Below are 26,458 nucleotides of genomic sequence, written 5' to 3' on the forward strand. Positions count from 1 at the left end.
GGATCAGCCGCCGCTGCTGCTGGAATCGCTCCTGGCACCCTTGTTTCCGCCGGGCGGCGGCAGCGGCTTGGATCCGGCCGGCACCGGCCTTATCGGCTTGCCGGGTTTGACCTTGCTCAATCCCTCGACGATCACGCGGTCGCCCGGCTTCAGGCCGGACGTGACCAGCCAGTTCGCGCCGACCGTCTGCGCGGTCTCTACGTTGCGGGTGACCGCCTTGTTGCCTGGGCCGACCAGCATCACCGTGGCCTTGCCCTGCGGATTGCGGGTGATGCCGGCCTGGGGCACGAGAATGCCCTGTCTGGTGGTCGCCTGGCTGAAGGTTGCGCGCACATACATGCCCGGCAATAATAGGCCCTGCGGGTTGGGGAAGCGCGCGCGTAGCGTCACCGCCCCGGTCGAGGGATCGACCATTTCTTCCGCGAACTGGACCCTGCCGGCATAGGGATAGGCGCTGCCATCCTCGAGCTTGAGGTGGACGACTGCGGAAGAGGCGACCGTCCCGCCCGAGGCGAGCGATTGGCGCAAGGCGATCAGGTCGGCGCTCGATTGCTGGATATCGACGTAGATCGGGTCGAGCCGCTGGATCGTCGTCAGCGGATCGGTTTGCGCGGCGGTGACGAGCGCCCCGGTGGTGAACAGCGAACGGCCGATCCGCCCCGTAATCGGTGCGGGCACCCTGGTGAAGCGCAGGTTGATGCGCGCCGTCTCGAGCGCGGCGGCGTTCTGGGCGACCGCAGCGGCGGCCTGGCGCGAGGTGGCGACGGCATCGGTATAATCCTGCTGTGCCACCGCCTGCATCGCCGCCAGCGGTTTGTAGCGCGCGGCCCGGGCGGCCGCGGCCTCGCGGCTCGCTTCGGCCGAGCGGAGGTTGGCCTGCGCCTGGTTGGCGGCGGCGCGATAAAGGCTCGGGTCGATCTGGTAGAGCGTCTGCCCCTGGTGGACGATCGCGCCCTCGGTGAACAGCCGCGCCTGGACGACGCCCGATACCTGCGGCCGCACTTCGGAGGTTTCAAAAGCAGCGGTACGCCCGGGCAATTCGATCATCAGCGGAACCGACTGGGCCTTCACCTCGATATAGCCTGCCTCCGGCGTCGGCGGGGGCGGGGGCTTCTTCTCGGCGCATCCGGCAACACAGAGCGCGGCCACGATCACCAGGCCCGCGGCTGCGCTTGCGCCGCGACGGCGCGCGGCCGCCGCCGTCGTGACGAGGCATGGGAAAGGCGGCAAAGGCTTGGACGCGCGGCTGATCAAGATGGTTGTAAGTCCTGGCGGGCATCAACGCTGGGGGAGGGCTGAAAGCCACTGCGCATGCCCGTAGCGAATGCGGCTCGGCTTCGCCAGCGCTTCCGCGCGGATTTCCAATATCTTGCACCGATGAGCAGAGAGGAGGCGGCAGACTGATCCATTCAGCACGATGTCGACTTTCTATCGCCTTGCGCGGCGGCTAAGGCTGGCCCGGTAGACGGGGGACAAAAGGTGGCGGGGAATGTGGATGCCCTCCATGCCGAGCCGGCGGAGACGCTGGCCGAGCTGATCGCGGCGCATGATTGGGCCGCAACCGCTCTCGGCGCGCCTGGGCAATGGCCAGGCCCGCTGCGCGATGCGGTCGCCCTGATGCTCGCGTCGCCCCTGCCGATGGTCCTGTTCTGGGGGCCGGAGCTCACCGCCATCTATAACGACGCTTATGCGCTTGCGATCGGCGATCGCCATCCCGCGTCGCTTGGCCGCGCGGCGGCGGACAAATGGGCGCACGTGTGGGACAGGATCGGACCGGTCCTCGCCTCGGTGCGCGACACTGGCCGGCCGGTGATGACGCGCGACGCCCTTTTCCCCACCCGTCGGGACGGCGTGATGCGTGAAGCCTTGCTCGATATCGCTTATTCGGCGGTTCGCGATGCCGACAATTCGCCGGGCGGCGTGCTGTGCATAGTCTATGAGATGACCGATCGTGCCCGGGCGGTGGACGCCGCCAATGCCGAACGCGAGCGGCTGGCGCAGATGTTCGAGCAGGCACCGAGCTTCATGGCGCTGCTGCGCGAGCCTGGGCATGTCTACGAATTCGCGAACCACGCTTACCAGGAACTCGTCCATCATCGCGCGATCATCGGCCAATCGGTCGCTACCGCCTTGCCCGAAGTCGTCGCGCAAGGCTTTATCGCGATCCTCGATCAGGTCGCCGATACCCGGCAGCCTTATACCGGGCGTAGCGTACCGGTCACGCTCCACCCGACACCCGGCGTGGAGGACCGCCGGGTCGTCGACCTCATCTTCCAGCCGGTTGTCGCCGCGGACGGCGCGCTCACCGGGATCTTCGTGGAGGGGAGCGACGTCACCGAACGGGCGCGGGTCGAGACGCAGCTGGCGTTGAGCGAAAGCACGCTCGGGCTGGCCGTCGAAATGGGAGAGATCGGGACCTGGGACCTGGATCTGCTCACCGACACGCTCTTGTGGTCCGACCGGACCAAGGCGATGTTCGGAATCTCGCCGGGCGTTCCTTGCACGATGGCGGACTTCCATGACGGGCTCCATCCCGAAGACCGCGAGGCGACTTTGGCCGCCTTTGCCGCCGCGCTCGATCCCGAACGGCGCGCCGCGTACGATGTCGAATATCGCACGATCGGGAAGGAAGACGGGGTCATCCGTTGGGTCGCGGCCAAGGGACGCGGGTTGTTCGAGGATGGCGAGGGGCGGTGCGTGCGTGCGGTCGGAACCGTGCTCGACATCACCGGTCGGAAGACGGTGCAGGAAGAGTTGCGCGAGAGCGAGGCGCGCTTCCGCACGCTTGCGGACAGCGCGCCGGCTTTGATCTGGATGTGCGATGACAAAGGTGCGCTTGTCTTCGCCAACCGCTGGCACGAGGAGACGTTCGGGCGCCCCACCGCCGAACTCATGGACGGCGGCTGGCAGTCCATCATCCATCCGCACGACCAGGCGGGGTTTATCGCCGACTTCGACCAGGCTTTCCTGAGCAGGGCGCCCTTCAGCCGCGACGTCCGCGTGATCGATCGCCATGGTGTCACGCGCTGGCTGCATAGCGAGGCGCGGCCGCGCAAAGTCGATGGCGTTTTCGTCGGCTATGTCGGCTGCGATGTCGACATCACCGAAGTCCATCTCGCGTCGGAGATATTGGAAAAGGGCATCGCCGAGCGCACCCAGGAGCTTGCTGCCACCAATCGCCAGCTTTCCGCGCAGATCGAGGAGCGTGAGCGGGTCGAGGCGACTTTGCGCCAGATGCAGCGGCTGGAGGCGATCGGCCAGCTAACCTCGGGCGTCGCGCACGATTTCAACAATCTCCTCACGGTCGTGCTCGGCAATGTCGATCTCGTCGCGCGCGCCGCGGCCGATGCCAAGCTGGACGAACGCACCCGCCAGCGGCTCGGCTACATGCGCACCGCCGCCGAGCGTGGCGCTACGCTCACCGCGCAATTGCTGGCATTCTCGCGCCGCCAGCGGCTGGAGGCGCGGCCGATCGACCTGAACGACACCGTCGCCGGCATGCGCGATCTGCTGCAAAGTTCGATGGGCGGTGCGGTCCGGCTCGACACGCGGCTGCGGCCCGATCTGTGGCCGGCTCTGGTCGACCCCACCCAGATCGAGCTCATCATCCTCAACCTCGCCATCAATGCGCGCGATGCGATGGAGGTCGGCGGGTCGCTGACGGTATCGACCGACAATATCACGCTCGGCCAGCCGGACCATCCGGAGGAACCGCCGCCGGGCGATTATGTGCTGATCGCCGTGACCGACACGGGCAGCGGCATGACGCCCGACGTGCGCGATCGCGCATTCGAGCCCTTTTTCACCACCAAGCCGGTCGGCAAGGGATCGGGCCTCGGCCTGCCGCAGGTGTTTGGCTTTGCCAAGCAGTCCGGCGGCGGGGTTGCGATCCAGACCGAAGTGGGCAAGGGCACGTCGGTGCGCGTCTATCTGCCACGTGCCGAGGAGCGGCGGCGCGAACCGCGTCCGCCCGCGCTCGAGCTCGGATCGGAACGGGGCGGGGAAGTGTGCGGCCGCCGCATCCTCGTCGTCGACGATGATCCCCCCGTGCGCGAGATCACCGCCACCATGTTGCGCACGATGGGCGCCGAGGTGCTCGAAGCGGGCAGCGGCGGCGCCGCGCTCGAACTGCTCGACCGCGATAGCGTGGATCTGCTGGTGATCGACTTCGCCATGCCCGGCATGAACGGGGCCGAGCTCGCCGCCGCCTGCAAGACGCGCTGGCCCGATCTGCCGACCTTGTTCGTGACCGGCTATGCCGATTTGCGGGCGATCGCCTCGGTCAGCGAGGAGCGCATCGTGCAGAAACCGTTCCGCGGCGGCGAATTGCAGCGCAAGGTGGGGCTGTTGCTGGCCGGGCGGGTGGGATGACCCCGTGTCCAACTCAGCGGGATGTAAGTCCTTCTACTCCTCTTCCGGATAAGGCCCCTTGCCGCCCTCGGCGATGAAGCGATCGATCCGCGCCGTCAGCACCGGCAGCGGTACCGATCCCAGCTCCAGCACCGCGTCATGGAAGGCGCGGATGTTGAACTTCGCCCCAAGCGCGGACTCGGCTTTCGCCCGCCCCTCGCGGATCGCCATCTCACCGAGATAGTAAGACAGCGCCTGCCCCGGCCACGAAATATAGCGGTCGACCTCGGTGGCGATTTCGTGATCCGACAAGGCGGTATTGTCGTGGAGGAAGGCCAGGGCCTGGTCGCGCGTCCAGCCTTTGTGATGAATGCCGGTATCGACCACCAGCCGCGCCGCGCGCCACATCTGGTAGCTCAGCATTCCGAACCGCTCATAAGGCGTCCGGTAGATCCCCATCTCGTCGCCGAGCCGCTCGCAATAGAGCGCCCAGCCTTCGCCATAAGCGGAAATGTACAGCGTCTGGCGGAATTTGGGGCTGGCCTTGTTCTCGCTCGCCAGCGGGATCTGGAAGGCATGGCCGGGCGCGCTTTCATGCAGGGTCAGTGCCGGCAATTGGTAGAGCGGGCGCGACGGCAGGTCGTAGGTATTGACCAGATATTCGCCCGGTCCGCCGCGCCCGGCGGTGTAGAATGGCGCGATATCGTCGGGCACGGGCACGATCCCGAAACGCCGCCGCGGCAGATGGCCGATATAGAGCCCGATCTTGCGATCCACCTCCTTGGCGGTCCACGCCGCGCGATCCAGCAATTCCTGCGGCGTCCTGGCGTAGAAGCGCGGATCGCTGCGCAGGAAGGTAAGGAAGGCGGGAAGATCGCCGGCAAAGCCGGTCTGCTTCATCACGGCCAGCATCTCGGCGTGGATTTTCGCGACTTCAGCCAGGCCGATGGCGTGGATCTGGTCGGCGCTCAGGTCGAGCGTGGCATAGGCCTTGATCTGGGCGGCATACCAGGCCTTCCCACCCGGCAGCGCCTCCGCCGCGAGCGTGGTGCGGCTATGCGGAATATAATCCTCGCGCAGATAGGCGAGCAGCGCGCGATAGGCCGGCAGCGCCTCGGTCTCGATCGCGCGCTTGGCCTCCTCCCGCAACGCCGCCTGCGTTGCCGCGGGGATCGAGGGCGGCATCGCCTTGAACGGCGTGTAGAGAAAGCTGTCCTCGGCCGCCTTGGCCGCCGCCGCCTGCGCCACCCCTTGGTCGCGGCCGGCGAGGGTGACGCGCGGCGGCGTGAAGCCGCGCGCCGCACCGGCCCGCATGTTGGCGATCTGCTCGGCGAAATAGGCGGGCAGCTCGTGCAGCTGGGTGACCCAATTGCGGTAATCCGCCTCGCTCTTGAACGAAGCCCGCGCGGTGTAGCCGAGGTCGCTCCAGAAGCTGCTGTCGGAATTGGCCGGCATTTCATAGTCGCGTGACGCCAGTGCCGCGATCCGGCTTTCCAGGTCGAAACGGTACACCGCATAATCCACCGCGGTCGGCGGCGAGAGGTCGGCTGGCCGGATCGCGTCGAGCTCGCTCAGCACCTGCCGCAAATAGGCGAGCCGCCGCGCCTGCGCCGTCGGCCGCACGTCCTGCAGATGCGGTGCGATCCGCTCGTCATCTTCGCCCCCGCCGCCATCGGCGCGGGCCCAGGCATATTCGCGCTCGCTGATCGCCTTGAACCGCGCATCGCCGGCAGGCGTGGCATAAGCCGGCAGCGCCGCGCCGAGGCAGAATAGCAGGACGGGCAGCAGCCTCATTCGTCTCTCCGGGCGCGCATGCGTTGCGGCCGATTGACTTGAAGCGGGCGGCGGCCCCAAGCGCAAGCCATGCGCTTCTTCTCCGACAATGCCGCCCCCGTACATCCCGCCGTGTTCGCCGCGATGGCGGCTGCCGATCAGGTCGACACGGCCTATGATGGCGATGCGCTCAGCCGCGGGCTCGACGCGCGCTTTTCCGAGCTGTTCGGGCGCGAGGTGACGGCCCTGTGGATACCGACCGGGACCGCCGCCAACGCGCTGGCGCTGGCCGCCCTCTGCCCGCCTTATGGGGGCATCCTGTGCCATCGCGATTCGCATATTCAGAATGACGAATGCGGCGCGCCCGAATTCTACACGCACGGCGCCAAGCTTATCCTGGCGGAAGGCGCAGGCGCCAAGCTGACGCCGGATTCGGTGCGGGCGGCGGCCGATGCCATCGCCAACGACGTCCATCGGGTCCAGCCGCACGCTTTATCGATCACCAATGCCACCGAATATGGCTGCGTCTACACGCCCGCCGAGGTGGCCGCGCTGGGTGCGCTGGCGCGGGAGCGCGGCTGGCGCTTCCACATGGATGGCGCCCGCTTCGCCAATGCGGTCGCGACGCTCGGCTGCACCCCCGCGGAGCTGACCTGCGACGCGGGGGTGGACGTGCTCAGCTTCGGCTTCGTCAAGAATGGCGGGCTGTCGGCCGAGGCATTGATCTTTTTCGACGATAGCCTGGCCGACGCCACCCGCCGCCGCCGCAAGCGCGCCGGGCACCTTTTGTCCAAGGGCCGTTACCTCGCCGCGCAGATTCACGCGATGCTAGACGGGGATTTGTGGCTGGAGACGGCGCGTGCCGCCAATGGCCACGCGCAGACGCTGGCCGCCGCCGCGGCCTCCCGCCTGATCGCGCCGGTGGAAGCTAACGAATTGTTCCTGCGCATGGCGCCGGAAGAGACCGCGCGGCTGCGCGCGCAGGGCTTCGATTTCTACGATTGGGCGGCCGGCGAAATCCGGCTGGTGACCCATTGGGCGAGCCCCGCGGACGAAGTGCAGGCGCTGGCGCGCGCGATCGCGGCGCTGTGAGCGGGGCGGCCCCGCTCGACAAGGGGACACAGGGGCGCATCGCGCTGCCCTTCGCCGTCGTCACCCTGATCTGGGGTTCGACCTGGCTTGCGATCCATAGCCAGTTCGGGCCGGTCTCGACGCAATGGTCGGTGTGCTACCGTTTCGCCGTCGGCGGCCTTGCCATGTTCGCGGTGGCGGCGGCGACGAAGGCGCCGCTGCGCATGAACGCCACCGGCCATGGCGTCGCGCTCGTGCTCGGCATCGCCACCTTCATGATCAATTATAATCTGGTCTATGCCGCCGAACTCCACATCACCTCGGGCTTGGTGGCGGTTTTGTTCTCGCTGCTCGTGCCGCTCAACGCCATCTTCGCGCGCATCTTCCTGAAGCAGCAATTGTCGCGTCCCTTCCTGCTGGGATCGGGCGTCGCGATGCTGGGCGTGGCGCTCTTGTTCATCCACGAGTGGCGCGCGACCGACCGCAGCCCGCACGATGTCCTGATCGGCATCGTCTTCACCCTCATCGCGGTCACCACGGCATCGGTCGGCAATGTCTTCCAGGGCAGCGCCCGTGCCCGCGCCACCGCCATGCCGACCCTGCTCGCCTGGGGTATGAGCTGGGGCGCATTGCTCGATGCCCTGTTCGCGTGGGTCACGTCGGGCCCGCCGACCTTCGATCTCCGCCCGTCCTATATTGCCGGCCTGCTCTACCTCGGCATCATCGCCTCGGCGCTTGCCTTCACGCTATATTTCAACCTGATCCGCCGCATCGGCGCCGCGCGCGGTGGCTATGTCAACGTCCTCATCCCGGTGATCGCGATGGGTTTCTCGACTTTGTTCGAGCGTTACCGCTGGTCGGTGGAGGCCGCGATCGGCGGTGCCCTTGTGCTGATCGGGCTTGTACTGGCAATGCGGGCGCGCGGCGACGCGGCCGCGCCGAGGCGATGATCCCATGAGTCAGTTCGATCTTACCGAAGACCAGCTTGCCATCCAGGAGATGGCGCAGCGTTTCACCGCCGACGCGATCACGCCGCATGCAGCGGAGTGGGACGAGCACCATCATTTCCCGCGCGACGTGGTCAAGGCGGCGGCCGAGCTCGGCTTCGGCGCGATCTACGTCTCGGAAGGATCGGGCGGGATCGGCCTTGGGCGACTGGAAGCTGCACTGATCATGGAAGCGATGGCCTATGGCTGTCCCTCGACCTCCGCCTTCATCTCGATCCACAATATGGCGTCGTGGATGATCGACACGTTCGGCTCGGCCGAACTGAAGACGCGATATCTGCCCGACATGGTCGCCTGCGAGCGGCTCGGCTCTTATTGCCTGACCGAGCCCGGCTCGGGTTCGGACGCCGCCGCGCTCAAGACCAAGGCTGTGCGCGACGGCGATCATTATGTCGTCAGCGGCTCCAAGGCGTTCATCTCGGGCGCTGGCGAGAATGAGATCTACGTCACCATGGTCCGCACTGGCGGCGAGGGCGCCAAGGGCATTTCCTGCCTGGTGATCGAAAAGGACATGGCCGGCGTCAGCTTCGGCGCCAACGAAAAGAAGCTCGGCTGGCGCTCGCAGCCGACGCGGCAGGTGAATTTCGACAATGTCCGCGTGCCCGTCGAGAATCTCGTCGGCGCAGAGGGAGAAGGCTTCAAGATCGCAATGTCCGGCCTCGACGGCGGACGCCTCAATATCGGCGCCTGCTCGCTCGGCGGAGCGCAGCGCTGCCTCGACGAAGCGATCGCCTATACGCGCGACCGGCGCCAGTTCGGCCAGCGCATCGTCGATTTCCAGGCGACCCAATTCACGCTCGCCGACATGGAAACCGAGCTGCAGGCGGCGCGCACCCTGCTTTACGCGGCGGCGGCCAAGGTCACCGCCGGTGCGCCGGACAAGACCAAGTTCGCGGCGATGGCCAAACGGCTTGCGACCGACACCGGCAGCGCGGTGGTCGACCGCGCGCTCCAGCTGCATGGCGGCTATGGCTATCTCCAGGATTATCCGGTCGAACGCTTCTTCCGCGATTTGCGCGTCCACCGCATCCTCGAAGGCACCAACGAGATCATGCGCGTGATCATCGCGCGCGAATTGCTGCGGCAATGATCCTTCGAGAGGCCGCTTCGACAAGCTCAGCGGCTGCTCAGGATGGGCGCTTATTTTTTCCACGCTCATCCTGAGTAGGGGCTGAGCTCGTCGAAGACCCGTATCGAAGGACGTCAATGACCATAGAAGTCCTCGCTTTCACCGAAGGGAAGGTCGGTCGCCTGCAGCTCAACCGGCCCAAGGCGATCCATGCGCTCAACGAGGCGATGTGCCGCACCATGATCGACGCGCTCGTGCCGTGGCGTATCGACCCTGCGGTCGAGCTGATCCTGCTCGATCATGCAGAAGGGCGGGGCTTTTGCGCGGGGGGCGACGTGCGCGCGGTGGCGGCGAGCGCCAAGGGTGACGGGACCCTGGCGCGCGCTTTCTTCCACACCGAATATCAGCTCAACCATCTGCTCTTTACCTATGCCAAGCCGATAGTGAGCTTCCTCGACGGCATCGTGATGGGCGGCGGCGTCGGCATCGGCCTGCCGGCGAAATATCGCGTAGCGACCGAACGCACGATATTCGCCATGCCGGAGGCGACGATCGGCCTGTTTCCCGATGTCGGCGGCGGCTGGTATCTTTCGCGCCTGCCGGGGCGGCTCGGCCAATATCTCGCGCTCACCGCCGCCAGGTTGAACGGGGCCGACCTGATCGCGGTCGGCCTCGCGACCCATCATATCCCCTCCGACAGGCTCGACGGCGTCAAAGCAGCACTCATCGCCGATCCCGGTCAGGCGGAGGCGATCCTCGATGCCGCGTCCACCCCACCGGCCGAGGCACCGATCCTCGCTCTGCAACCGGATATCGATCGTCTGTTCGCCGCCGACGAACTGGAGGATATCATTGCCGCGCTCGAAGCCGATCCCGGCGAATGGGCGCAAGCCACCTTGGCCGGCCTGCGCAGCAAATCGCCGCAATCGTGCAAGGTTGCGCTGCGCCTGTTGCGGGCTTCCGCGCACCACAGCGATTTCCACGATGAGATGCGGGTCGAATATGCCGTGGCCGCCCACGTCTGTCAGCGCCACGATTTCATCGAAGGCGTGCGCGCACTGCTGATCGACAAGGATAATGCCCCGCGCTGGGAGCCCGCCACGCCCGAGGGCGTAACCGAGACCGTGCTGAACACGATCTTCGCGCCCTTGCCGGATGGAGAAGCGTGGGAGCCGTTGCGGTTGTGACCTACCGTCGCCCGGACCCTTCGACAGGCTCAGGACAGGCTTGTTCGGGGGTCCGCTCGGCGGCTAGGCCCTGGCGGCATAGTGGATGCCGGAACAAGTCAGGCATGACGGGAGAGTAAGAATGGCCGATTACGAAACCCTCCTGATCGAACGCCACGATGCGGTCACGCTCGTCCGGCTCAACCGCCCGCAGGCGTTGAATGCGCTGAACACGCAGGTCCTGGGCGAGCTGATCGAGGCTTTCGGCGCCTATGATTCCGATCCTGCGCAGCGCTGCCTCGTGCTGACCGGCAGCGAAAAGGCGTTTGCTGCCGGCGCGGACATCAAGGAGATGCAGGCGCAGGGCTTCGCGTCGATGTACGGCAGCAATTTCTTCGCCGGTTGGGAAAAGGTGACGGCGACGCGCAAGCCCTGGTTTGCGGCGGTGTCGGGTTTCGCGCTCGGCGGCGGGTGCGAGGTTGCGATGATGGCCGATTTCATCCTCGCCAGCGACAATGCCAAGTTCGGCCAGCCGGAGATTAAGTTGGCGGTCGGCCCGGGCATGGGCGGCTCGCAGCGGCTGACGCGCGCAATCGGCAAGGCCAAGGCGATGGACATGTGCCTCACCGGGCGGATGATGGGCGCCGAGGAAGCCGAGCGTGCCGGCCTGGTCTCGCGGATCGTTCCCGCCGCTTCTCTGACCGAGGAGGCGCTCAAGCTCGCCGCCGAGATCGCGGCGATGCCCCCGCTCGCCGCGATCGCGGTCAAGGAGATGGTCAACGCCGCGTTCGAAGGGGGGCTGGCCCAGGGCATCAGTTTCGAGCGGCGCCTGTTCCATGGCCTGTTCGGCACCGAGGATCAGAAAGAAGGCATGTCCGCCTTTGTCGAAAAACGACCGGGGAATTGGACGGGAAAATAGACCGTCACGTCACCCCGGCGAAAAGCTGGGGTTTCGGGAGGCGAGGTGACCTCCTCCCGAGACGCCAGCTTCCGCTGGCATGACGCGCGAGAAAAGATGCGAACGGAGAGAATGTTGTGAAGATCGGTTTCATCGGCCTCGGCAATATGGGCGGAGGCATGGCTGCGAATCTGGTCAAGGCCGGGCATGATGTGCGGGCCTTCGATCTGGCGGAAGCTGCGCTCGCCCATGCCGAGGAAGCGGGCTGTACCCGCGTCAAATCCGCGCGCGAAGCCGCCGCCGACGTCGATGCGGTCGTCACCATGCTGCCGGCCGGCGCGCACGTGCGGCAGGTCTATGCCGATTGCGTGATCGGCGCCGCGCCGAGCAGCGCGATCCTGATCGATTGCTCGACGATCGACGTCAGCAGCGCCAAGGCAGTCGGTGCTTCCGCCGCCGATCAGGGCTATGCGATGGTGGATGCCCCGGTTTCGGGCGGGATCGCGGCGGCCAATGGCGGCACGCTCACCTTCATGGTCGGCGGATCGGCGGACGCCTTCGCCCGGGCCGAACCGATCCTGGCGGCAATGGGCAAGGCCGTGATTCACGCCGGCGCCAGCGGCGCCGGCCAGGCCGCCAAGATCGCCAATAATATGCTGCTCGGTGCGACGATGGTTGCCACGTGCGAAGCGTTCCTGCTGGCAAAGAAACTCGGCCTCGATCTCCAGACCTTCTACGACATATCGTCCAAGGCGTCGGGCCAGAGCTGGTCGATGACGAGCTATTGTCCGGTCCCCGGCGTCGGCCCGGATACGCCGGCCGACCGCGACTATCAGGGCGGCTTCGCGACCGCGCTTATGCTCAAGGATCTCAAGCTGGCGATGGCCGCCGCGCACGATTCCAATGCCAGCGTGCCGATGGGCGCCGCCGCCGAGGCGCTCTACCAGGCCTTCGCCAATGGCGGGAATGGCAGCCTCGATTTCTCCGCGATCATCAGGATGCTGGAGGGCGAGGGCGCGAGGGCCTGATCGTCATCCCAGCGGAGGCTGGGATCCATGGGCCAGCGGCAACCGTGCCGCGCATGGTGAGAGCCATGGGCCCCAGCCTTCGCTGGGGCGACGGACAATATTCAGCCCAACGCCTTCTGCCGCCGCCGCTGGACCGATGAGCCCAGCCCGATCGCCTCGCGATACTTCGCGACGGTGCGGCGCGCGATGTCGAACCCGCGGGCATTGAGGATCTCGACGAGCTTGTCGTCGGACAGCACGTCCTTGCCCTCGTCGGCGATCAGCTTGGCGATGTGGCTCTTCACCGCTTCGGCCGACACGCCCTCGCCGTCGGCGCCGGACACGCCGCTCGTGAAGAAATATTTGAGCTCGAACAGGCCGCGCTCGCACGACAGATATTTGTTGGATGTCACGCGGCTGACGGTGGATTCGTGCATGCCGATCGCGTCGGCGACGGTGCGCAAGGTCAGCGGCCGCAGATGCGCCACGCCGTGCAGAAAGAATGGCTCCTGCTGTTTCACGATCTCGGTCGCGACCTTGATGATCGTGCGCGCGCGCTGGTCGAGCGCCTTGATCAGCCAGTTGGCGCTGGCGAGGCAATCGGCCAGCCACGCCTTGCCGCTCTTGTCCTGCGCCCCGGCGGACAGCTCGCCATAATAGCGCCGGTCGATGAGCAGCCGTGGCAGGGTCGCGTTATTGAGTTCGATCACCCAGCCGCCGCGGGTACGGGCGATGAACACGTCGGGCGACACCGGCGGCGCGCGCTCGCCGCCGAAGCGCAAACCTGGCTTGGGGTCGTAGGTGCGAAGCTCGCGGATCATGTCCGCGAAATCCTCTTCGTCGACATCGCACAGCCGCCTCAGCTGCGGCAGCTGGCCCTTGGCGAGCATGTCGAGATTGGCCAGCATCACCGCCATGCACGGATCGTAGCGATCGGCTTCCCTGGCCTGCAGCGCCAGGCACTCGCCAAGGCTGCGCGCGCCGACGCCGGTCGGGTCGAAGCCCTGCACGACGGCAAGGATGCGCTCGACCTGCTCGCTGACGGTGCCGAGCGCCTCCGCGAGCTCACCGATCGGCTGTTCGAGATAGCCGGCCTCGTCGATCGCATCGATAATACATTCGGCGATGGCGAGCTCATGACCGTCGAGCAGTTCGCCCGCCTGGGTGAGCAGGTGATCGTGAAGCGAGGGCGCGCCGGCCGCCAGCGCATCCATGTCCGGCCCGTCGTCGGGCGCGGCGCCGCCGAGGCCGTCCATCCCCAGCTGACCGCCGGCACCGCTGCCGCTATCGCTTGCACTGTCGTGATGGAAAGTCTCGGCATCGTAATCGACATCGAGCGGGGCATCGGCCTGAGCATCGCCGCTCTCGATCAGCCGGTCCGCGGTAAGCGGTTCACTCTCGGCCGCTTCCGGCGCGGCCGTCTCGGCTTGTTGCGGTTCGCCATCCTCGCCGCCGGCGGCGAGCAGCGGGTTCTTCTCCAGCTCCTCGGCAATCACGCCTTCCAGCTCGAGATTGGACAAAGCCAGCAGCTTGATCGCCTGCTGCAATTGCGGCGTCATCACCAGCGACTGCGACTGGCGCAGGTCGAGGCGGGGGGCGAGGCTCATTGGGCGTTAGGCTTGCCCTACAGCGCGAAGCTCTCGCCGAGATAGAGGCGGCGGACCTCCTCGTTGGCGACGAGCTCGGCGGGGCTGCCCTGGAACAGGACGCGACCGTCGTAAATGATGCAGGCGCGGTCGACGATATCGAGCGTCTCGCGCACATTATGGTCGGTGATCAGCACGCCAATGTCGCGCCGCTTCAGATCCTTCACCAGATCGCGGATATCGTTGATCGAGATCGGATCGATACCGGCGAACGGCTCGTCCAGCAGCATGATCGAGGGCGAGGCGGCGAGCGCGCGCGCAATCTCGCAGCGGCGCCGCTCGCCGCCGGACAAGGCCATGGCCGGCGCATCGCGCAGCCGCTCGAGATGGAATTCCCCCAGCAGCGCTTCCAGTCGCGCCTCCCGCGCCGCCTTTTCCGGCTCTGAAGTCTCCAGCACCGCCATGATATTCTGGGCGACATTGAGCCCCCGGAAGATCGACGTTTCCTGTGGCAAATAGCCGAGGCCGAGGATCGCGCGCCGGTACATGGGCAGGGAGGTCACGTCGTTGCCGTCGAGCAGGATGCGCCCTTCGTCCGGCTTCACCAGCCCCATCACCGAATAGAAGCAGGTCGTCTTGCCGGCGCCGTTCGGACCAAGCAGGCCAACGACTTCACCGCGCGCGACGTCAAGGCTGACATCATACAGCACCTGCCTTTTGTCATAGGCCTTGGCGATCGAAACGATCGACAGGCCACAGCCCTCGGCATTGCGCGAGAGGCAGGTCTCCGGTTCCAGGATGGCGGTGTCGGTCATGCTCGCTCTTTCAATCGCGCTCGTCCGGTTACCGCAAGCGGGGCGGATGGGAAACGGCAAGTTTCTTGCATTGCCCCCGTCTCTGCGGCACCCGAAGCTTATTTGGGCGGGGTCGATCCACCGGCCGGCGTGGTGCTCGTGCGCTTGGGAACCGTGAAGTGGCCGGTTACCCGCCCGCCGGACTGGCTGGTGGCGGCGCCACCGACCGAGTTGCCGTCCACCGTCGCGCGCCCGCTGTTCATGTCGATCACCAACCGCGCGCCGTTGACGGTGTTGGTGCCGCGTACGAGCGAGACATTGCCGATCAGCGTGATCAGTTTGCGGTTGAGATCGTAAATCCCGAAATTGCCCTTGGCGCGCTCGGTCGGCGAGACGACGGTGACGCCGCCGGAGGCATCGATCCGGTTGATCTGCGGGTTTGCGCCCGGCGTTTGCGCCTGGCTGTAGCTGGCAGTCATGCGGGCGGCGTCCATCGTCATGTCGCCCTGCACGACATGGACGTTGCCGACCCAGATCGCCCGATCGGCGCGATCCTGGACCTCGAGATGGTCCGATGAAATGTCGATCGGCGCGTTGCTGTCATGCCCCTTGAGCGCGGAAAAGCCTTGTGCCGATACCGGGCCGATCAGCGCTGCGAGCGCGAGCAAGAGCAGGGGCCGTTTCATCGGGCGCCTCTGGACCGGCCCTGAACGATATGCAAGCGGGCGCGCCCGTCGAGACGGACGATGCGGCGCTCGAGGTCGGCGTGCATCAAATCGGCGCTGAAATGCCCCAGCGGCATCGTCCCATCGACAGGTCCGCGGCTGCGCGCGAGCCGGTCGCTCATGTCGACAAGTACGTCGCGCGTCGTGACATGATAGCCGCCTTTGCTGTCGAACCGCACCGGCCCGTCGATCGCGATATTCTCGTTGTCGAGATCGTACCTGCCGCGATTGGCGCGGATCGTCGCCGGCCCGTCGCTGAGCTGGATCTGGGCGTTGAGTTGGCTCAGATGCACGATTGGATCGCGCGACGTCGCCTGCACGGCCGAACCTGCGTCGAGCCGGAATGGCTGCCCCTTGCTGTCGTCGCCGCGATAGGTAGCGCGCGTCACCCGCATGCGCTCGCTCGCCACGTCGACCCGGTCCTTCGACAGCACGAAGCTGATATCGCGTCCCACCGCCAGCGGAGCGAATGCCAGGAATGCCGTGAGAACCCCAACCGCCAACGGCAGCGCAATCCGCATCGTCGCGATCAGCCCGTCATGGCTGCTCCCGGCCGCAGCCCAGATGCGCCGTTCGCGACGCTGCTGTTCGGCGAGTTGCGACATATGGTCAGATGTGCGCGAAAATATCGACTTCGGGCCAGCCGGCAAGATCGAGCTCGGCGCGGGCGGGCAGGAAGTCGAAGCAGGATTGCGCCAATGCGGTGCGATTCTCGCGTGCCAGACGCTCGTCGAGGATCGTGCGCAGCTGATGCAGGTAGCGCACGTCCGACGCCGCATATTCCTTCTGCGCGTCGCTCAGTTCGGCCGCGCCCCAATCGGACGATTGCTGCTGCTTGGAAATTTCCTGGCCGAGCAGCTCGCGCACCAGTTCCTTCAGGCCATGCCGGTCGGTGTAGGTGCGAATCAGTCGTGATGCGGTCTTGGTGCAGTAGACGGGAGCCGCCACCACACCGACATAATGGCGTAGTGCCGCGAGATCGAAACGGGCGAAATGGTAGAGCTTGAGCCGTGCCGGATCGGACAGCACCGCACGCAAATTGGGTGCGGCATAATCGCTGCCTGCCGCGAAGCGCACGAGATGCTCGTCCCCGCCACCGTCCGAGATTTGGACCAGGCAGAGCCGGTCTCGGTACGTGTGAAGGCCCATGGTCTCCGTATCGACCGCCACCGGCCCAGGGCGCAGTGCGTCGGCGGGGAGATCTTCTTCGTGCAAATAAACGCTCATTCAGGGCAGATAGGCGCCATGGACGGAACGCTCAATGGCGCGGATCATTTCGCGGAGGCAATTATGGCGAAAGCGACTCGCGATATGGACGAAACTTCTATATGGGCCGATCTTGGCTTGGCATGACCTGCCGCGCCGCAAGGTTCGCGTGCGCCCGCCCGGCGCCCACGGATGCGATGACAGGGGCGAATTCGGGAAGATTTTGACGGCATGAGTTTCGATCGAGGGCGGCGCGGGCAGCGCGGCGGCAAGGACAAGCGCGACGGCTTTGGCGAAGACAGCGGCTTCGGCGGCGGCGGATTCGGTGGCGGTGGCGACCGTTTCGGCGGCGGCGGCGGCGGTTATGCCGGTGGTGGTGATCGCTTCGGCGGTGGCGGCGGCTTCGGCGGCGGCGATCGCTTCGGTGGCGGCGGCGGTGGTGGCTACCGTGGCGGCGGCGGTGCTGGCGGCGGTGGCGGCTTCGGCGGCGGCGGCGGTGGTGGCCGCGGGATGCCGGCCCAGGTCGTCGGCGAGGCCAAGGGCACGGTCAAATTCTTCAACGGCCAGAAGGGCTTCGGCTTTGTCGTTCGTGATGATGGCGGCGAGGATGTGTTCGTGCACATCTCGGCAGTCGAGCAGGCCGGCCTGTCCGGTTTGGGCGAGGGCCAGAAGCTCGCTTTCAGCCTCGTCGATCGCGGTGGCCGCATCTCGGCAACCAACCTTCAGCTTGAAGGCGACATCGTTCCGGTCAGCGAAGGTCGCGCTCCGCCGGCAGAAGGCGGCGACCGCGGCGGCCCGCAGCGGCAGCTCACCGGCGAACGTTCGAGCGGAACGGTCAAGTTCTTCAACGCGATGAAGGGCTTCGGCTTCATTCAGCGCGATGATGGCCAGCCGGATGCCTTCGTCCATATCTCCGCAGTCGAGCGCGCCGGCATGCCGACGCTCAACGAAGGCGATAAGCTCGAGTTCGAACTCGAAGTCGATCGCCGCGGCAAATATGCGGCGGTGAATCTTTCGCCGATCAGCTGATCCAACCCGACTTTATCAAGAGACAGGGCCCGGGCGCAGCGATGCGTCCGGGCTTTTTCTTGCCCTAGAAGAGCTTGTTTCGCGCTTGCAAGGCATCAGCCTAGATGGGTCGCATCTATTGGGAGTGTCTGATGCGCCTTCTCGCCACCGCCTTGATTCTCGCCCTCGCGGCGCCAGCCGTTGCGGCCGTTCGCGCCCCGCAGGTGCGCGCGCAAAGCTTTGAGCAGCTCGCGAAGCCGCTGCCGCTGCCTTATGACGAGAAGGCCAATGCGCTGGCAGCCGTGGATCGCGCCCGTGCGAAGGCCAGGGCATCGCACAAGCTGCTTCTGATCGACCTGGGCGGCAATTGGTGCCTCGACTGTCGAATCCTCGCCGGCACGATGGACTTGCCCGAGGTGAACGCGTTCGTGCGGCGGCATTTCGAAGTGGTCACGGTCGACGTTGGCCGCTTCGACAAGAACCTCGCCGTCCCGGCGCGCTACGGTATCACCGATCGTCTGAAAGGCGTCCCGAGCGTGCTGATCGTCGATCCGCGCACCAATCGGCTGCTTAACGAAGGCCGCACCGCTGCGCTTGCCGATGCGCGCAGCATGACCCCCCAGGCGCTGGCCGACTGGCTGGCGCAATGGGCGCGATGATCCGTCGCGAGTCGCTCAGGGACGTGAAGACTGGTCCGTTGCTAGCGCGGCGGTGAGCGCGTCGCGAATCGCTATGAGTGCATTAGTGCCGCCACTTTCGGTGGCGCTTGCGGCAGGCAAAGCGCCCTCCTGGCTCTGCTCGGGCTGGGCGAGCAATTTCTGCACGCCGCGCATCGTATAGCCTTCCTGGTTGAGCAGGCGGTGGATACGGCGGGCAAGCGCAACGTCGGCAGGACGATAATATCGCCGATTCCCGGCGCGCTGCAGCGGCCGCAATTGCGAAAAGCGCGTTTCCCAATAACGCAGGATGTGCTGCGGAAGCCCTAGCTCGGCTGCCACCTCGCTGATCGTGCGAAACGCGCCTTCCGCCTTGGCAGAAGGGTCAGCCACCTCAGCCCGCGCGAACGATACGGTCGCGCAGCGTCTGGCTGGCGCGGAATGTGAGCACGCGACGCGGTGCGATCGGCACTTCCACGCCCGATTTGGGGTTACGGCCGATGCGCTCCGCCTTGTCGCGCAGCACGAAAGTGCCGAAGCCGGAAATCTTGACGTTCTCGCCGTGAGCGAGCGCTTCGCACATGTGCCGGATTACCTGCTCCACCAGGTTCGCGCATTGCGAACGCGGCAGGCCGATATCGCCATGAAGGATTTCCGCCAGGTCGGCCCTGGTGAGCGTGTCGGCCATCATCATATCAGCTTCGGCCATGTTTCCCCCACGCCGTCCCTTGAAAGAGGGACCTTACCGCGAGCGAGCGGGTCAGGACAAGGGCCTGCGATGCCGGTGGATGATTCGGATCGCCTGCGCGGTCAATATCTTAGGATCGGTGGCTCGGTTGTAGAGGCAAGCGTGACTCTGCGCCGGGCTGATGGAGCGATGCCGGGATGGTTCAGTTTGCGTGTTGGCGCGGGCGTCGAACGCCAAAACCATCGCGGACGGCCGCAAAACGTCAATAGCGAACGACAGCGGCGCCCCAGGTGAAACCGCCGCCCATGGCTTCAAGCACGACTATGTCGCCTCGCTTGATACGCCCGTCACGAACCGCCACGTCCAGCGCCAACGGCACCGAGGCGGCGGAGGTGTTGGCATGTTCGTCGACGGTGATGACAACCCGTTCAGGCGCCAGGCCGAGCTTGCGGGCGGTCGCGTCGAGGATGCGACGGTTGGCCTGGTGCGGCACGATCCAGTCGACGTCCGCAACCTTCAGGCCAGTCTTGGTGAGCGCTTCTTCCAGCACGGCAGCGAGGTTGACGACGGCATGGCGGAAGACCTCCGGGCCTTTCATCCGCAACTTGCCGACGGTGCCGGTGGTAGATGGGCCACCGTCGACATAGAGCAACTGGTTGTGGCGCCCGTCCGCGTGGAGCGCAGTGGAGAGCACGCCCCGATCCTGGTTGCCGCCGTCGCCCTCTTCCGGGGTGAGCACGACCGCGCCGGCCCCGTCGCCGAACAGGACACAGGTCGCGCGATCTTCCCAATCGAGGATGCGGCTGAAAGTCTCCGCCCCGATAACGAGGGCATTGGTGCTGCCGCCGCCGCGAATCATGCTTTCGGCCACCGACAGCGCATAGAGAAAGCCGGAGCACACCGCTGCCACGTCGAAAGCCACGCAATCGCGGATGCCGAGCGCGTCCTGGACCTTCGTCGCAGTGGCCGGGAAGGTCTGGTCGGGCGTTGCGGTGGCGAGCACGATCAGATCGATATCGGTAGCGGCCATGCCGGCGGCTGCCAGTGCCTTGCGAGCGGCCTCGGTGGCAAGCGTAGCGGTGGTCTCGCCGTCGCCCGCGATGTGGCGGGCGCGAATGCCGGTACGTTCGACGATCCATTCGTCCGATGTATCGACGGTCTGCGCCAATTCCTCATTGGTGACGCGGCGCGGCGGCAGTGCCGAACCCGTTCCCGCGATCGTCGCGCGCCGAATCATGCCTCGGCGGTCTCCGGCGCGCGGATGCGTGCCAGATCGGCTGCGATCCGATCGGTGATGCGACCGCGCGCAAGCTTCGCGGCGACCTCGATCGCATTGGCGAAACCTTCCACGGACGTGCTGCCGTGGCTCTTCACGACCGTGCCGTTCAACCCCAGGAATACCGCCCCGTTGCGCAAATTCGGGTCCAGCCCTTTGCGCAACAGGGTGATGGCGGGCTTCGACAGCATGAAGCCGAACTTGGAACGCAGCGAGCTCTTGAACGAGCGACGCAGCAGGTCGCCGATGAAACGCGCCGTGCCTTCGGCGGTCTTGAGCGCGATATTGCCGGAGAATCCGTCCGAAACGATCACGTCGGCCTCGCCGCGGCCGAGGCCGCTCGCCTCGATGAATCCGTCGAACCGCAGCGGCAGATGATTGGCCGCGCGCAGCATGGCGGCTGCGTCGCGCAACGTGTCCGTGCCCTTGAGCGCCTCGGTGCCGATGTTCAGCAGGCGCACGCTCGGCTGCTCGGTCTCGTGGAGGATGCGGGCATAGGCCGCCCCCATGATCGCGAATTCGAAGAGATTGCGCGCGTCGCATTCGGTGTTGGCGCCAAGATCGAGCATGACGAGGTCATGCTCGCCGAGCGTCGGCAGCAAGGCCGCGAGCGCGGGCCGGTCGATGCCGGGTATGGTGCGTAGAGCGATCTTGGCCATCGCCATCAGCGCGCCCGTATTGCCGGCGGAAATGGCGGCGTCGGCGCGGCCTTCCTTCACCGCGGCGATGGCCATGCCCATCGACGTCGTCTTGGCGCGGCGAATCGCCTGGCTGGGCTTGTCCTCGCCCCTGATCATGTCGGGTGAATGGACGATCGCGACGCGATCGCCGCACGCGCGATGGCGCGCCGTTTCCGCACGCAGCTGCGCTTCGTTGCCAAACAAGGTAAAGCGCATGGCGGGGTTGCGCATCAGCGCACGCGCCACGCCGGCGACCGCTATCGCCGGGCCGCCATCGCCTCCCATCGCGTCAATGGCGAGACAGGGACTCACGTTCAACCCCCCGCCAATCCTATCGATCAGTTGCTGACCGGCAGGATCTCACGACCGTTATAATGTCCGCAATGATCGCACAGATTGTGGGGCTTCTTGAGCTCGCCGCAATTCGGGCAATCCTGGAACGAAGCGACCGTCAGCGCATGATGGCTGCGGCGCATGTTCCGCTTGGACGGCGAGGTTTTTCTTTTTGGGACTGCCATCTCGGCACCTATTCCAATTTGTAGACGATGAGTCTGTAAAAACGATAGGACGCGCTTCGCCGATGGCCATTGCGGCTTTGGAGCCGCGGGCCTCCGGCTGGGCGCGTCGCGAAGGCGCTGCCCTATAGCGATTTCGGCTCGCGTTGCAAGGCCGGCTTGGGCATGAAGGCCGCAGGGGAGAAGCCGCCATGCATATCGCAGCCGTACCAACCGTCACCTTGATCTTCGCCGCAGCGCTCGGGCTGCTCAATGTCTGGCTCGGCGTGCGTGTGTCGCGAGGCCGGATGACGCACAAGGTGCTGATCGGCCATGGCGACATCCCGGCGATGGAAGCGCGGATGCGCGCCCACGCCAATTTCAACGAATATGTGCCGATCGCGCTGATCCTGATGCTTCTGATCGAGCTGAATGTCGGCGCGTCGCGCTGGCTCTGGGGTCTGGGCGCATTGTTGGTGGTGGCGCGGGTGATCCATCCGCTCGGCATGGACCGGCCGACGCCCAACGCATTGCGCGCTGCGGGTGCGTTCGTGACCTGGGGGGTTTTGCTCGCGCTGGTCGTATGGGCGGTGTTGCTGGCTTACGGGATCCGGCTCTAACCCCGCGCGAGCACGGAATCGCCCACGAACGGGTTGCTGCGCCGTTCGTGGCCAAAGCTCGACATCGCGCCATGGCCGCAGATGAAGGCGGTATCGTCGCCGAGCGGCCATAGCTTGCCGGTGATCGACGCGATCAGATCGGCATGGTTGCCGCGCGGGAAATCGGTGCGGCCGATGGAGCCCTGAAAGAGCACGTCCCCCACTTGCGCCAGCTTGGAAGGCGCGTGATGGAAGATGACATGCCCAGGCGTGTGGCCGGGGCAATGATAGACGTCGAAGACGAGCTCACCGACCGTCACCGTGTCGCCGTCGACCAGCCAGCGGTCGGGCTCGAATGGCATCGCATCGATCCCGAACCGCGGACCGTCCTCCTTCAGCCCCGCAATCCAGAAGCGGTCGTCCTCGTGCGGCCCCTCGATCGGTACGTCCAGCTCCTTGGCAAATGCCGCCGTCCCACCGCAATGGTCGGCATGGCCATGGGTCACCAGCAACTTCTCGATCGTGACGCCGGCCTGGGCGGCGGCCGCCTTGAGGCGCGGCAACTCGCCGCCGACGTCGATGAACGCGCCGCGCATCGTGCGGGTACACCAGACGAGCGTGCAATTCTGCTGAAACGGCGTCACCGGGATGATCGCGGCGCGCAACGGGGGTGAGGAAGCCATCGGCCCAAGATGGCGCGGCACTTCCCCGGCGGCAAGCATGACCGAACCAAATGCGACGCGGGGCGTTGGTTGGCCGGCTACTTATTGAGCCCAGCAGGAGGGATTATCCTATGTTAATCAAAACCAAAGCCGCACTTGCGGCCGCCGCCGCGATGATGGTTGGCGGTGCCGCGTTGGCGTCGCCGCCCACGCCGGTTTACGTGATGAAGGCCGGCGCCAGCGATCTTTACGAAAAGACGTCGAGCCAGATCGTGCTCGGCAGCACCCGCAACCCCGACGTGCGCCGCTTCGCCAACATGATGGTGATGGACCACAGCAAGAGCACCGCAAAGGTGAAGGCAGCGGCACTGCGCTCGGGCGTTCGTCCGAAGCCGCCAATGCTCGAGCCGGAGCAGCGCCGCATGGTTGCTGATCTGCGCCATGCGCAGGGACGCGATCGCGACCGTCTCTACATCGATCAGCAGAAGCAGGCGCACCAGATGGCGCTCGCCCTGCAGCAGGAATATGCGGCGACCGGATCGGCGCCTGCGCTGCGCCGCACGGCGGGCGATATCGTGCCGGTCGTGCGCCATCATATCGAAATGCTCAACCACATGCGATGAGCTGCCGGCGGGCGCCCTCACCGGGGCGCCCGCCACATTGCGGCGGCGCACGCGAGCGGGCACAGCGCCGTCATGAGCCTGCCCGCCACCCCGTTCGTCCTGCTCGATGACGCCCGCCCGGGTGGGCCGCACACGCTTTACCGGAACCCGCTAGCCATCGTCACAACGCACGCTTTGGACGAGGTGCGCCCGGCATTGGCCGAATTGCGCGAAGCGGTGCGCCGGGGAATGCATGTCGCGGGCTGGCTTGCCTATGAGGCCGGCCATGCATTGGAGGCGAAGCTCGCCCAGCAAACGCGCGGTGGACGCATCCCTCTTTTGTGGTTCGGCGTGTTTGAGCAGGCCGAACGGCTCGATCCGGACGAATTGGCGGCGTTGTTGCCCGATGCCGCGGGCGCCTGGGCCGGAGCGCCCCGCCCGAATATCTCACGTCGCGCCTACGAAGAGGCCTTCGATCGCGTCCATGCATGGATCGCGGCCGGCGATATCTATCAGGCCAATCTCAGCTTCCGCGCCGACGTTCCGATCCAGGGGCACCCGCTGGCTCTCTATGCCGGATTGCGGCAAACCGCGCAGGTCGGCTGGGGCGGGGTGGTGTACGATGGCCGCAACTGGCTGCTGTCGCTGTCCCCGGAATTATTCTTCCGAACCGACGGCAGGCGCGTGGAGGCCCGGCCGATGAAGGGCACCGCGCCGCGCGGACGGGATGAAGCCGAGGATAAGGCACTCCTCGCCGCACTTGCGGCCGATCCCAAGCAGCGCGCCGAAAATCTGATGATCGTCGATCTCATCCGCAACGATCTGTCGCGCGTCGCCCGCCCGGGCAGCGTGGTCACACCTGCCTTGTTCGCGGTCGAACATTATCCGACCGTCCACCAGATGGTGTCGGAGATCGAAGCCGAGCTCGCGCCCGGACGCGATGCGATCGATCTGATCGAGGCCTTGTTCCCGTGCGGATCGGTGACGGGCGCGCCCAAGGTGCGGGCGATGGAGATTATCGGCGAGGTCGAGGCCGATGCGCGCGAGGCCTATACCGGGGCGATCGGGGCGATCGGCCCGGATGGCGCGGCGGCCTTCAATGTCGTGATCCGCACGCTCGCGCTCGAAGGCGGCGCGAGCCACGCCCGCATGGGGCTGGGTTCGGCGGTGGTGGCGGATTCGACCGCGGACGGAGAATGGCGGGAATGCCTCGCCAAGGGCGCGTTCGTCACCGCCGGCGCGGCGCGCTTCGATCTGTTCGAAACAATGCGGTTCGAGGCCGATGAAGGCATTATCCGGCTGGAGGAACATCTTGCACGGCTGGCGCGCAGCGCGGCCGCCTTCGGGTTCGTGTTCGACCGGCACGACATCCGCCACCAGCTTCAGGTCGCGACATTCCCGCTGACCGCGCCCGCCCGGCTGCGCCTGATGCTCGGCAGGAGCGGTGCGATGGCGGTCGAGGTGCGCGATCTGCCGCCTCCACCGGCCGAGCCGGTCGCCGTGCAGGTCGCGACACTGCCGGTCGATCCGGCCGATTTCCGCCTGCGCCACAAGACCACCGACCGCGCTTTCTATGCCGATGCGCGGGCCAAGGCAGGCACGTTCGAGATGCTGTTCGTCCGCCCCGATGGCCTGCTGACGGAAGGCAGTTTCACCAACCTGTTCGTGCCGCGCGATGGCAAGCTGGTCACGCCACCTTTGCACCTGGGTCTCCTGCCCGGGATCCTGCGCGCAGCCCTGATCGCGCAGGGCGATGCGGTCGAAGCCAATCTGACGGTGGCCGACCTGCAGGGGGAATTTTTCATCGGCAACGATTTGCGCGGGCTGATGAAGGCGCGGTTGGCCGCATCCAAGCCCTAATGCAGTTGCTGGCGCCGGAACGACCGGTCTATAGCCCGCCCGCCTTACTTCCTTCGGCAGAAAGATCTTTTTAACCGATGAGCCTCATCTCGGCCGCGCTCGGCCGCATCAGCCCTTCGCCGACCCTTGCCATGACCAGCCGTGTGCTGGACCTCAAGGCGCAGGGGGTCTCGGTGATCGGCCTGGCGGCGGGAGAGCCCGATTTCGACACACCCGATTTCGTCAAGGATGCAGCGATCGAGGCGATCCGCGCGGGCAAGACGAAATATACCAATGTCGACGGCACTGCGGAGCTCAAGGCAGCCATCGCCGCCAAGTTCAAGCGCGACAATGGCCTGGCCTACGAAGCCAATCAGATCAGCGTCAATGTCGGCGGCAAGCACACATTGTTCAACGCCCTGGTCTCGACGGTCGAGGCAGGCGACGAGGTCATCATCCCGGCACCTTATTGGGTGTCCTACCCTGACATCGTTCAATATTGCGGCGGCACGCCGGTGATCGTCGCGGCGGGCGCGGCACAGGGCTATAAGATCGCGCCCGATCAGCTCGACGCCGCGATCACGCCGCGCACCAAATGGCTGGTGCTGAACTCGCCGTCCAATCCGACCGGCGCCGCCTATAGCGCGGCGGAGCTGAAGGCGCTCGGCGAGGTGCTGCTGCGGCATCCGCACGTGTGGGTGATGGCCGACGATATGTATGAGCATATCACCTACGGCGATTTCGAATTCGCCACGATCGCCCAGGTCGTGCCCGAGCTTTACGAGCGCACGCTCACCGTCAATGGCTGCTCCAAGGCCTATTCGATGACGGGCTGGCGGATCGGCTTCGCCGGCGGCCCGGTGCCGCTGATCAAGGCGATGGCCAAGCTCCAGTCGCAATCCACTTCCAATCCCTGCTCGATCGCACAGGCGGCGGCAACGGCCGCGCTTAACGGGCCGCAGGATTTTCTGGCCGAGCGCAACGCCGCGTTTGAGCGCCGCCGCGATCTCGTCTGCTCGATGCTCAACCAGATCAACGGCGTGCATTGTCCGCGTCCCGATGGCGCCTTCTACGTCTACCCGGACGTGTCGGGCTTGATGGGAAAGCAGACACCGGCGGGCAAGACGATCGACACCGACGAGGCATTGATCGATTATTTCCTCGACGAGGCGCGCGTCGCCGCCGTCCATGGCGCCGCCTTCGGCCTCTCGCCCGCTTTTCGCGTGAGCTATGCCACCTCCGAGCAATTGCTCACGGAAGCGTGCGAGCGCATTCAGACGGCTTGCGCTGCGCTGCGCTGAT

The 26,458-nt window shown here is 66.1% G+C and carries 26 protein-coding genes; 13 read left to right on the forward strand and 13 right to left on the reverse strand.

The window, feature by feature from the left end:
• Positions 1–3: 3 nt before the first annotated feature.
• Positions 4–1,152: an efflux RND transporter periplasmic adaptor subunit gene (locus DX905_RS10170; RefSeq protein ID WP_116092473.1), complete on the reverse strand. Its 1,149-nt coding sequence runs from the start codon at positions 1,150–1,152 to the stop codon at positions 4–6.
• Positions 1,153–1,479: 327 nt separating this feature from the next.
• Here DX905_RS10170 and DX905_RS10175 point away from each other — a divergent pair, with 327 nt between their 5' ends.
• A complete protein-coding gene (locus tag DX905_RS10175; RefSeq protein ID WP_162875554.1) occupies positions 1,480–4,371 on the forward strand; it encodes a PAS domain-containing protein in 2,892 nt (963 codons plus the stop codon).
• A gap of 33 nt (positions 4,372–4,404) precedes the next feature.
• On the opposite strand, the gene DX905_RS10180 is transcribed toward DX905_RS10175, so the two are convergent.
• Positions 4,405–6,144 carry a DUF885 domain-containing protein gene (locus DX905_RS10180; protein WP_116091250.1) on the reverse strand — a complete coding sequence of 580 codons (1,740 nt, stop codon included), beginning with the start codon at positions 6,142–6,144 and terminating at the stop codon, positions 4,405–4,407.
• A gap of 69 nt (positions 6,145–6,213) precedes the next feature.
• Here DX905_RS10180 and DX905_RS10185 point away from each other — a divergent pair, with 69 nt between their 5' ends.
• The 6 genes from DX905_RS10185 (at position 6,214) to mmsB (ending at position 12,362) form a co-directional block, all read left to right on the forward strand.
• Positions 6,214–7,215, forward strand: a complete 1,002-nt coding sequence (locus tag DX905_RS10185) for a threonine aldolase family protein (protein ID WP_116091251.1) — start codon at positions 6,214–6,216, stop codon at positions 7,213–7,215.
• The gene (locus DX905_RS10190; RefSeq protein WP_116092474.1) at positions 7,212–8,144 is read left to right on the forward strand and encodes a DMT family transporter; all 933 of its coding nucleotides are present in this window, start codon (positions 7,212–7,214) and stop codon (positions 8,142–8,144) included. Before DX905_RS10185 ends, DX905_RS10190 begins: the two co-directional genes overlap by 4 nt.
• Before the next feature lie 4 nt (positions 8,145–8,148).
• Positions 8,149–9,291, forward strand: coding sequence for an acyl-CoA dehydrogenase family protein (locus DX905_RS10195; RefSeq protein ID WP_116092475.1), 1,143 nt, complete (start codon positions 8,149–8,151; stop codon positions 9,289–9,291).
• 116 nt (positions 9,292–9,407) lie between these two features.
• Complete coding sequence (locus DX905_RS10200) at positions 9,408–10,457, forward strand: enoyl-CoA hydratase/isomerase family protein (protein ID WP_116091252.1); 1,050 nt, start codon at positions 9,408–9,410, stop codon at positions 10,455–10,457.
• A 121-nt stretch (positions 10,458–10,578) separates the two neighbouring features.
• Positions 10,579–11,355, forward strand: a complete 777-nt coding sequence (locus DX905_RS10205; protein ID WP_116091253.1) for an enoyl-CoA hydratase-related protein — start codon at positions 10,579–10,581, stop codon at positions 11,353–11,355.
• A 116-nt stretch (positions 11,356–11,471) separates the two neighbouring features.
• Positions 11,472–12,362, forward strand: coding sequence for a 3-hydroxyisobutyrate dehydrogenase (gene mmsB / locus DX905_RS10210; protein WP_275896068.1), 891 nt, complete (start codon positions 11,472–11,474; stop codon positions 12,360–12,362).
• Between the two features lie 101 nt (positions 12,363–12,463).
• On the opposite strand, the gene rpoN is transcribed toward mmsB, so the two are convergent.
• From rpoN to DX905_RS10235, 5 genes are all read right to left on the reverse strand, one after another.
• Positions 12,464–13,948 carry an RNA polymerase factor sigma-54 gene (rpoN, locus tag DX905_RS10215; RefSeq protein WP_116091254.1) on the reverse strand — a complete coding sequence of 495 codons (1,485 nt, stop codon included), beginning with the start codon at positions 13,946–13,948 and terminating at the stop codon, positions 12,464–12,466.
• Between the two features lie 17 nt (positions 13,949–13,965).
• Positions 13,966–14,742 (reverse strand): LPS export ABC transporter ATP-binding protein, encoded by a 777-nt coding sequence (gene lptB, locus DX905_RS10220; RefSeq protein ID WP_116091255.1) that lies wholly within the window; start codon positions 14,740–14,742, stop codon positions 13,966–13,968.
• Positions 14,743–14,840: 98 nt separating this feature from the next.
• Positions 14,841–15,407, reverse strand: a complete 567-nt coding sequence (locus tag DX905_RS10225) for an LptA/OstA family protein (RefSeq protein WP_116091256.1) — start codon at positions 15,405–15,407, stop codon at positions 14,841–14,843.
• A complete protein-coding gene (lptC, locus tag DX905_RS10230) occupies positions 15,404–16,051 on the reverse strand; it encodes an LPS export ABC transporter periplasmic protein LptC (RefSeq protein WP_116091257.1) in 648 nt (215 codons plus the stop codon). The genes DX905_RS10225 and lptC overlap by 4 nt, the downstream gene beginning before the upstream one ends.
• Before the next feature lie 4 nt (positions 16,052–16,055).
• A complete protein-coding gene (locus DX905_RS10235; protein WP_116091258.1) occupies positions 16,056–16,673 on the reverse strand; it encodes a ribonuclease D in 618 nt (205 codons plus the stop codon).
• 210 nt (positions 16,674–16,883) lie between these two features.
• Here DX905_RS10235 and DX905_RS16390 point away from each other — a divergent pair, with 210 nt between their 5' ends.
• Both DX905_RS16390 and DX905_RS10245 read left to right on the forward strand, forming a co-directional pair.
• Positions 16,884–17,681, forward strand: a complete 798-nt coding sequence (locus DX905_RS16390) for a cold-shock protein (RefSeq protein ID WP_116091259.1) — start codon at positions 16,884–16,886, stop codon at positions 17,679–17,681.
• A gap of 131 nt (positions 17,682–17,812) precedes the next feature.
• On the forward strand, positions 17,813–18,319 hold the full coding sequence (locus DX905_RS10245; protein ID WP_205412238.1) for a thioredoxin family protein: 507 nt from the start codon (positions 17,813–17,815) through the stop codon (positions 18,317–18,319).
• Between the two features lie 15 nt (positions 18,320–18,334).
• On the opposite strand, the gene DX905_RS10250 is transcribed toward DX905_RS10245, so the two are convergent.
• The 5 genes from DX905_RS10250 to rpmF all read right to left on the reverse strand — a co-directional run bounded on the left by DX905_RS10250 (position 18,335) and on the right by rpmF (position 21,478).
• On the reverse strand, positions 18,335–18,709 hold the full coding sequence (locus DX905_RS10250; protein ID WP_116091260.1) for a MerR family transcriptional regulator: 375 nt from the start codon (positions 18,707–18,709) through the stop codon (positions 18,335–18,337).
• Between the two features lies 1 nt (position 18,710).
• On the reverse strand, positions 18,711–19,010 hold the full coding sequence (locus DX905_RS10255) for an integration host factor subunit alpha (RefSeq protein ID WP_116092478.1): 300 nt from the start codon (positions 19,008–19,010) through the stop codon (positions 18,711–18,713).
• A 256-nt stretch (positions 19,011–19,266) separates the two neighbouring features.
• Positions 19,267–20,241 carry a beta-ketoacyl-ACP synthase III gene (locus DX905_RS10260; RefSeq protein WP_205412239.1) on the reverse strand — a complete coding sequence of 325 codons (975 nt, stop codon included), beginning with the start codon at positions 20,239–20,241 and terminating at the stop codon, positions 19,267–19,269.
• Positions 20,238–21,278, reverse strand: coding sequence for a phosphate acyltransferase PlsX (plsX, locus tag DX905_RS10265; protein WP_116091261.1), 1,041 nt, complete (start codon positions 21,276–21,278; stop codon positions 20,238–20,240). The genes DX905_RS10260 and plsX overlap by 4 nt, the downstream gene beginning before the upstream one ends.
• Positions 21,279–21,298: 20 nt before the next feature.
• On the reverse strand, positions 21,299–21,478 hold the full coding sequence (gene rpmF, locus DX905_RS10270) for a 50S ribosomal protein L32 (RefSeq protein ID WP_116091262.1): 180 nt from the start codon (positions 21,476–21,478) through the stop codon (positions 21,299–21,301).
• Positions 21,479–21,666: 188 nt separating this feature from the next.
• On the opposite strand from rpmF, the gene DX905_RS10275 reads away from it, so the two are divergent.
• The gene (locus DX905_RS10275) at positions 21,667–22,074 is read left to right on the forward strand and encodes an MAPEG family protein (protein ID WP_116091263.1); all 408 of its coding nucleotides are present in this window, start codon (positions 21,667–21,669) and stop codon (positions 22,072–22,074) included.
• On the opposite strand, the gene DX905_RS10280 is transcribed toward DX905_RS10275, so the two are convergent.
• Positions 22,071–22,775: an MBL fold metallo-hydrolase gene (locus DX905_RS10280; protein WP_240320814.1), complete on the reverse strand. Its 705-nt coding sequence runs from the start codon at positions 22,773–22,775 to the stop codon at positions 22,071–22,073. The two genes, DX905_RS10275 and DX905_RS10280, sit on opposite strands and share 4 nt — an antisense overlap.
• A 71-nt stretch (positions 22,776–22,846) precedes the next feature.
• Here DX905_RS10280 and DX905_RS10285 point away from each other — a divergent pair, with 71 nt between their 5' ends.
• From DX905_RS10285 to DX905_RS10295, 3 genes are all read left to right on the forward strand, one after another.
• The gene (locus tag DX905_RS10285) at positions 22,847–23,338 is read left to right on the forward strand and encodes a DUF4142 domain-containing protein (protein WP_162875555.1); all 492 of its coding nucleotides are present in this window, start codon (positions 22,847–22,849) and stop codon (positions 23,336–23,338) included.
• Between the two features lie 72 nt (positions 23,339–23,410).
• The gene (gene pabB, locus DX905_RS10290; RefSeq protein WP_162875556.1) at positions 23,411–25,177 is read left to right on the forward strand and encodes an aminodeoxychorismate synthase component I; all 1,767 of its coding nucleotides are present in this window, start codon (positions 23,411–23,413) and stop codon (positions 25,175–25,177) included.
• A 77-nt stretch (positions 25,178–25,254) separates the two neighbouring features.
• Positions 25,255–26,457: a pyridoxal phosphate-dependent aminotransferase gene (locus DX905_RS10295; protein ID WP_116091264.1), complete on the forward strand. Its 1,203-nt coding sequence runs from the start codon at positions 25,255–25,257 to the stop codon at positions 26,455–26,457.
• Position 26,458: the final 1 nt, after the last annotated feature.

It is taken from the genome of Sphingomonas crusticola (assembly GCF_003391115.1).
GTDB classification, from domain to species: Bacteria; Pseudomonadota; Alphaproteobacteria; order Sphingomonadales; family Sphingomonadaceae; genus Sphingomonas_I; species Sphingomonas_I crusticola.

Bases quoted from the DNA above. Each gene is read 5' to 3' on its own strand.
- DX905_RS10295 (WP_116091264.1), top strand. From the start codon at position 25,255: ATGAGCCTCATCTCGGCCGCGCTCGGCCGCATCAGCCCTTCGCCGACC.
- rpoN (WP_116091254.1), bottom strand. From the start codon at position 13,948: ATGAGCCTCGCCCCCCGCCTCGACCTGCGCCAGTCGCAGTCGCTGGTG.
- DX905_RS10255 (WP_116092478.1), bottom strand. From the start codon at position 19,010: ATGATGATGGCCGACACGCTCACCAGGGCCGACCTGGCGGAAATCCTT.
- DX905_RS10275 (WP_116091263.1), top strand. From the start codon at position 21,667: ATGCATATCGCAGCCGTACCAACCGTCACCTTGATCTTCGCCGCAGCG.
- DX905_RS16390 (WP_116091259.1), top strand. From the start codon at position 16,884: ATGAGTTTCGATCGAGGGCGGCGCGGGCAGCGCGGCGGCAAGGACAAG.
- DX905_RS10235 (WP_116091258.1), bottom strand. From the start codon at position 16,673: ATGAGCGTTTATTTGCACGAAGAAGATCTCCCCGCCGACGCACTGCGC.
- rpmF (WP_116091262.1), bottom strand. From the start codon at position 21,478: ATGGCAGTCCCAAAAAGAAAAACCTCGCCGTCCAAGCGGAACATGCGC.
- lptB (WP_116091255.1), bottom strand. From the start codon at position 14,742: ATGACCGACACCGCCATCCTGGAACCGGAGACCTGCCTCTCGCGCAAT.
- DX905_RS10205 (WP_116091253.1), top strand. From the start codon at position 10,579: ATGGCCGATTACGAAACCCTCCTGATCGAACGCCACGATGCGGTCACG.
- DX905_RS10200 (WP_116091252.1), top strand. From the start codon at position 9,408: ATGACCATAGAAGTCCTCGCTTTCACCGAAGGGAAGGTCGGTCGCCTG.
- DX905_RS10280 (WP_240320814.1), bottom strand. From the start codon at position 22,775: ATGCTTGCCGCCGGGGAAGTGCCGCGCCATCTTGGGCCGATGGCTTCC.
- DX905_RS10180 (WP_116091250.1), bottom strand. From the start codon at position 6,144: ATGAGGCTGCTGCCCGTCCTGCTATTCTGCCTCGGCGCGGCGCTGCCG.
- DX905_RS10245 (WP_205412238.1), top strand. From the start codon at position 17,813: ATGCGCCTTCTCGCCACCGCCTTGATTCTCGCCCTCGCGGCGCCAGCC.
- DX905_RS10225 (WP_116091256.1), bottom strand. From the start codon at position 15,407: ATGAAACGGCCCCTGCTCTTGCTCGCGCTCGCAGCGCTGATCGGCCCG.
- DX905_RS10195 (WP_116092475.1), top strand. From the start codon at position 8,149: ATGAGTCAGTTCGATCTTACCGAAGACCAGCTTGCCATCCAGGAGATG.
- pabB (WP_162875556.1), top strand. From the start codon at position 23,411: ATGAGCCTGCCCGCCACCCCGTTCGTCCTGCTCGATGACGCCCGCCCG.
- DX905_RS10185 (WP_116091251.1), top strand. From the start codon at position 6,214: ATGCGCTTCTTCTCCGACAATGCCGCCCCCGTACATCCCGCCGTGTTC.
- lptC (WP_116091257.1), bottom strand. From the start codon at position 16,051: ATGTCGCAACTCGCCGAACAGCAGCGTCGCGAACGGCGCATCTGGGCT.
- DX905_RS10285 (WP_162875555.1), top strand. From the start codon at position 22,847: ATGTTAATCAAAACCAAAGCCGCACTTGCGGCCGCCGCCGCGATGATG.
- DX905_RS10260 (WP_205412239.1), bottom strand. From the start codon at position 20,241: ATGATTCGGCGCGCGACGATCGCGGGAACGGGTTCGGCACTGCCGCCG.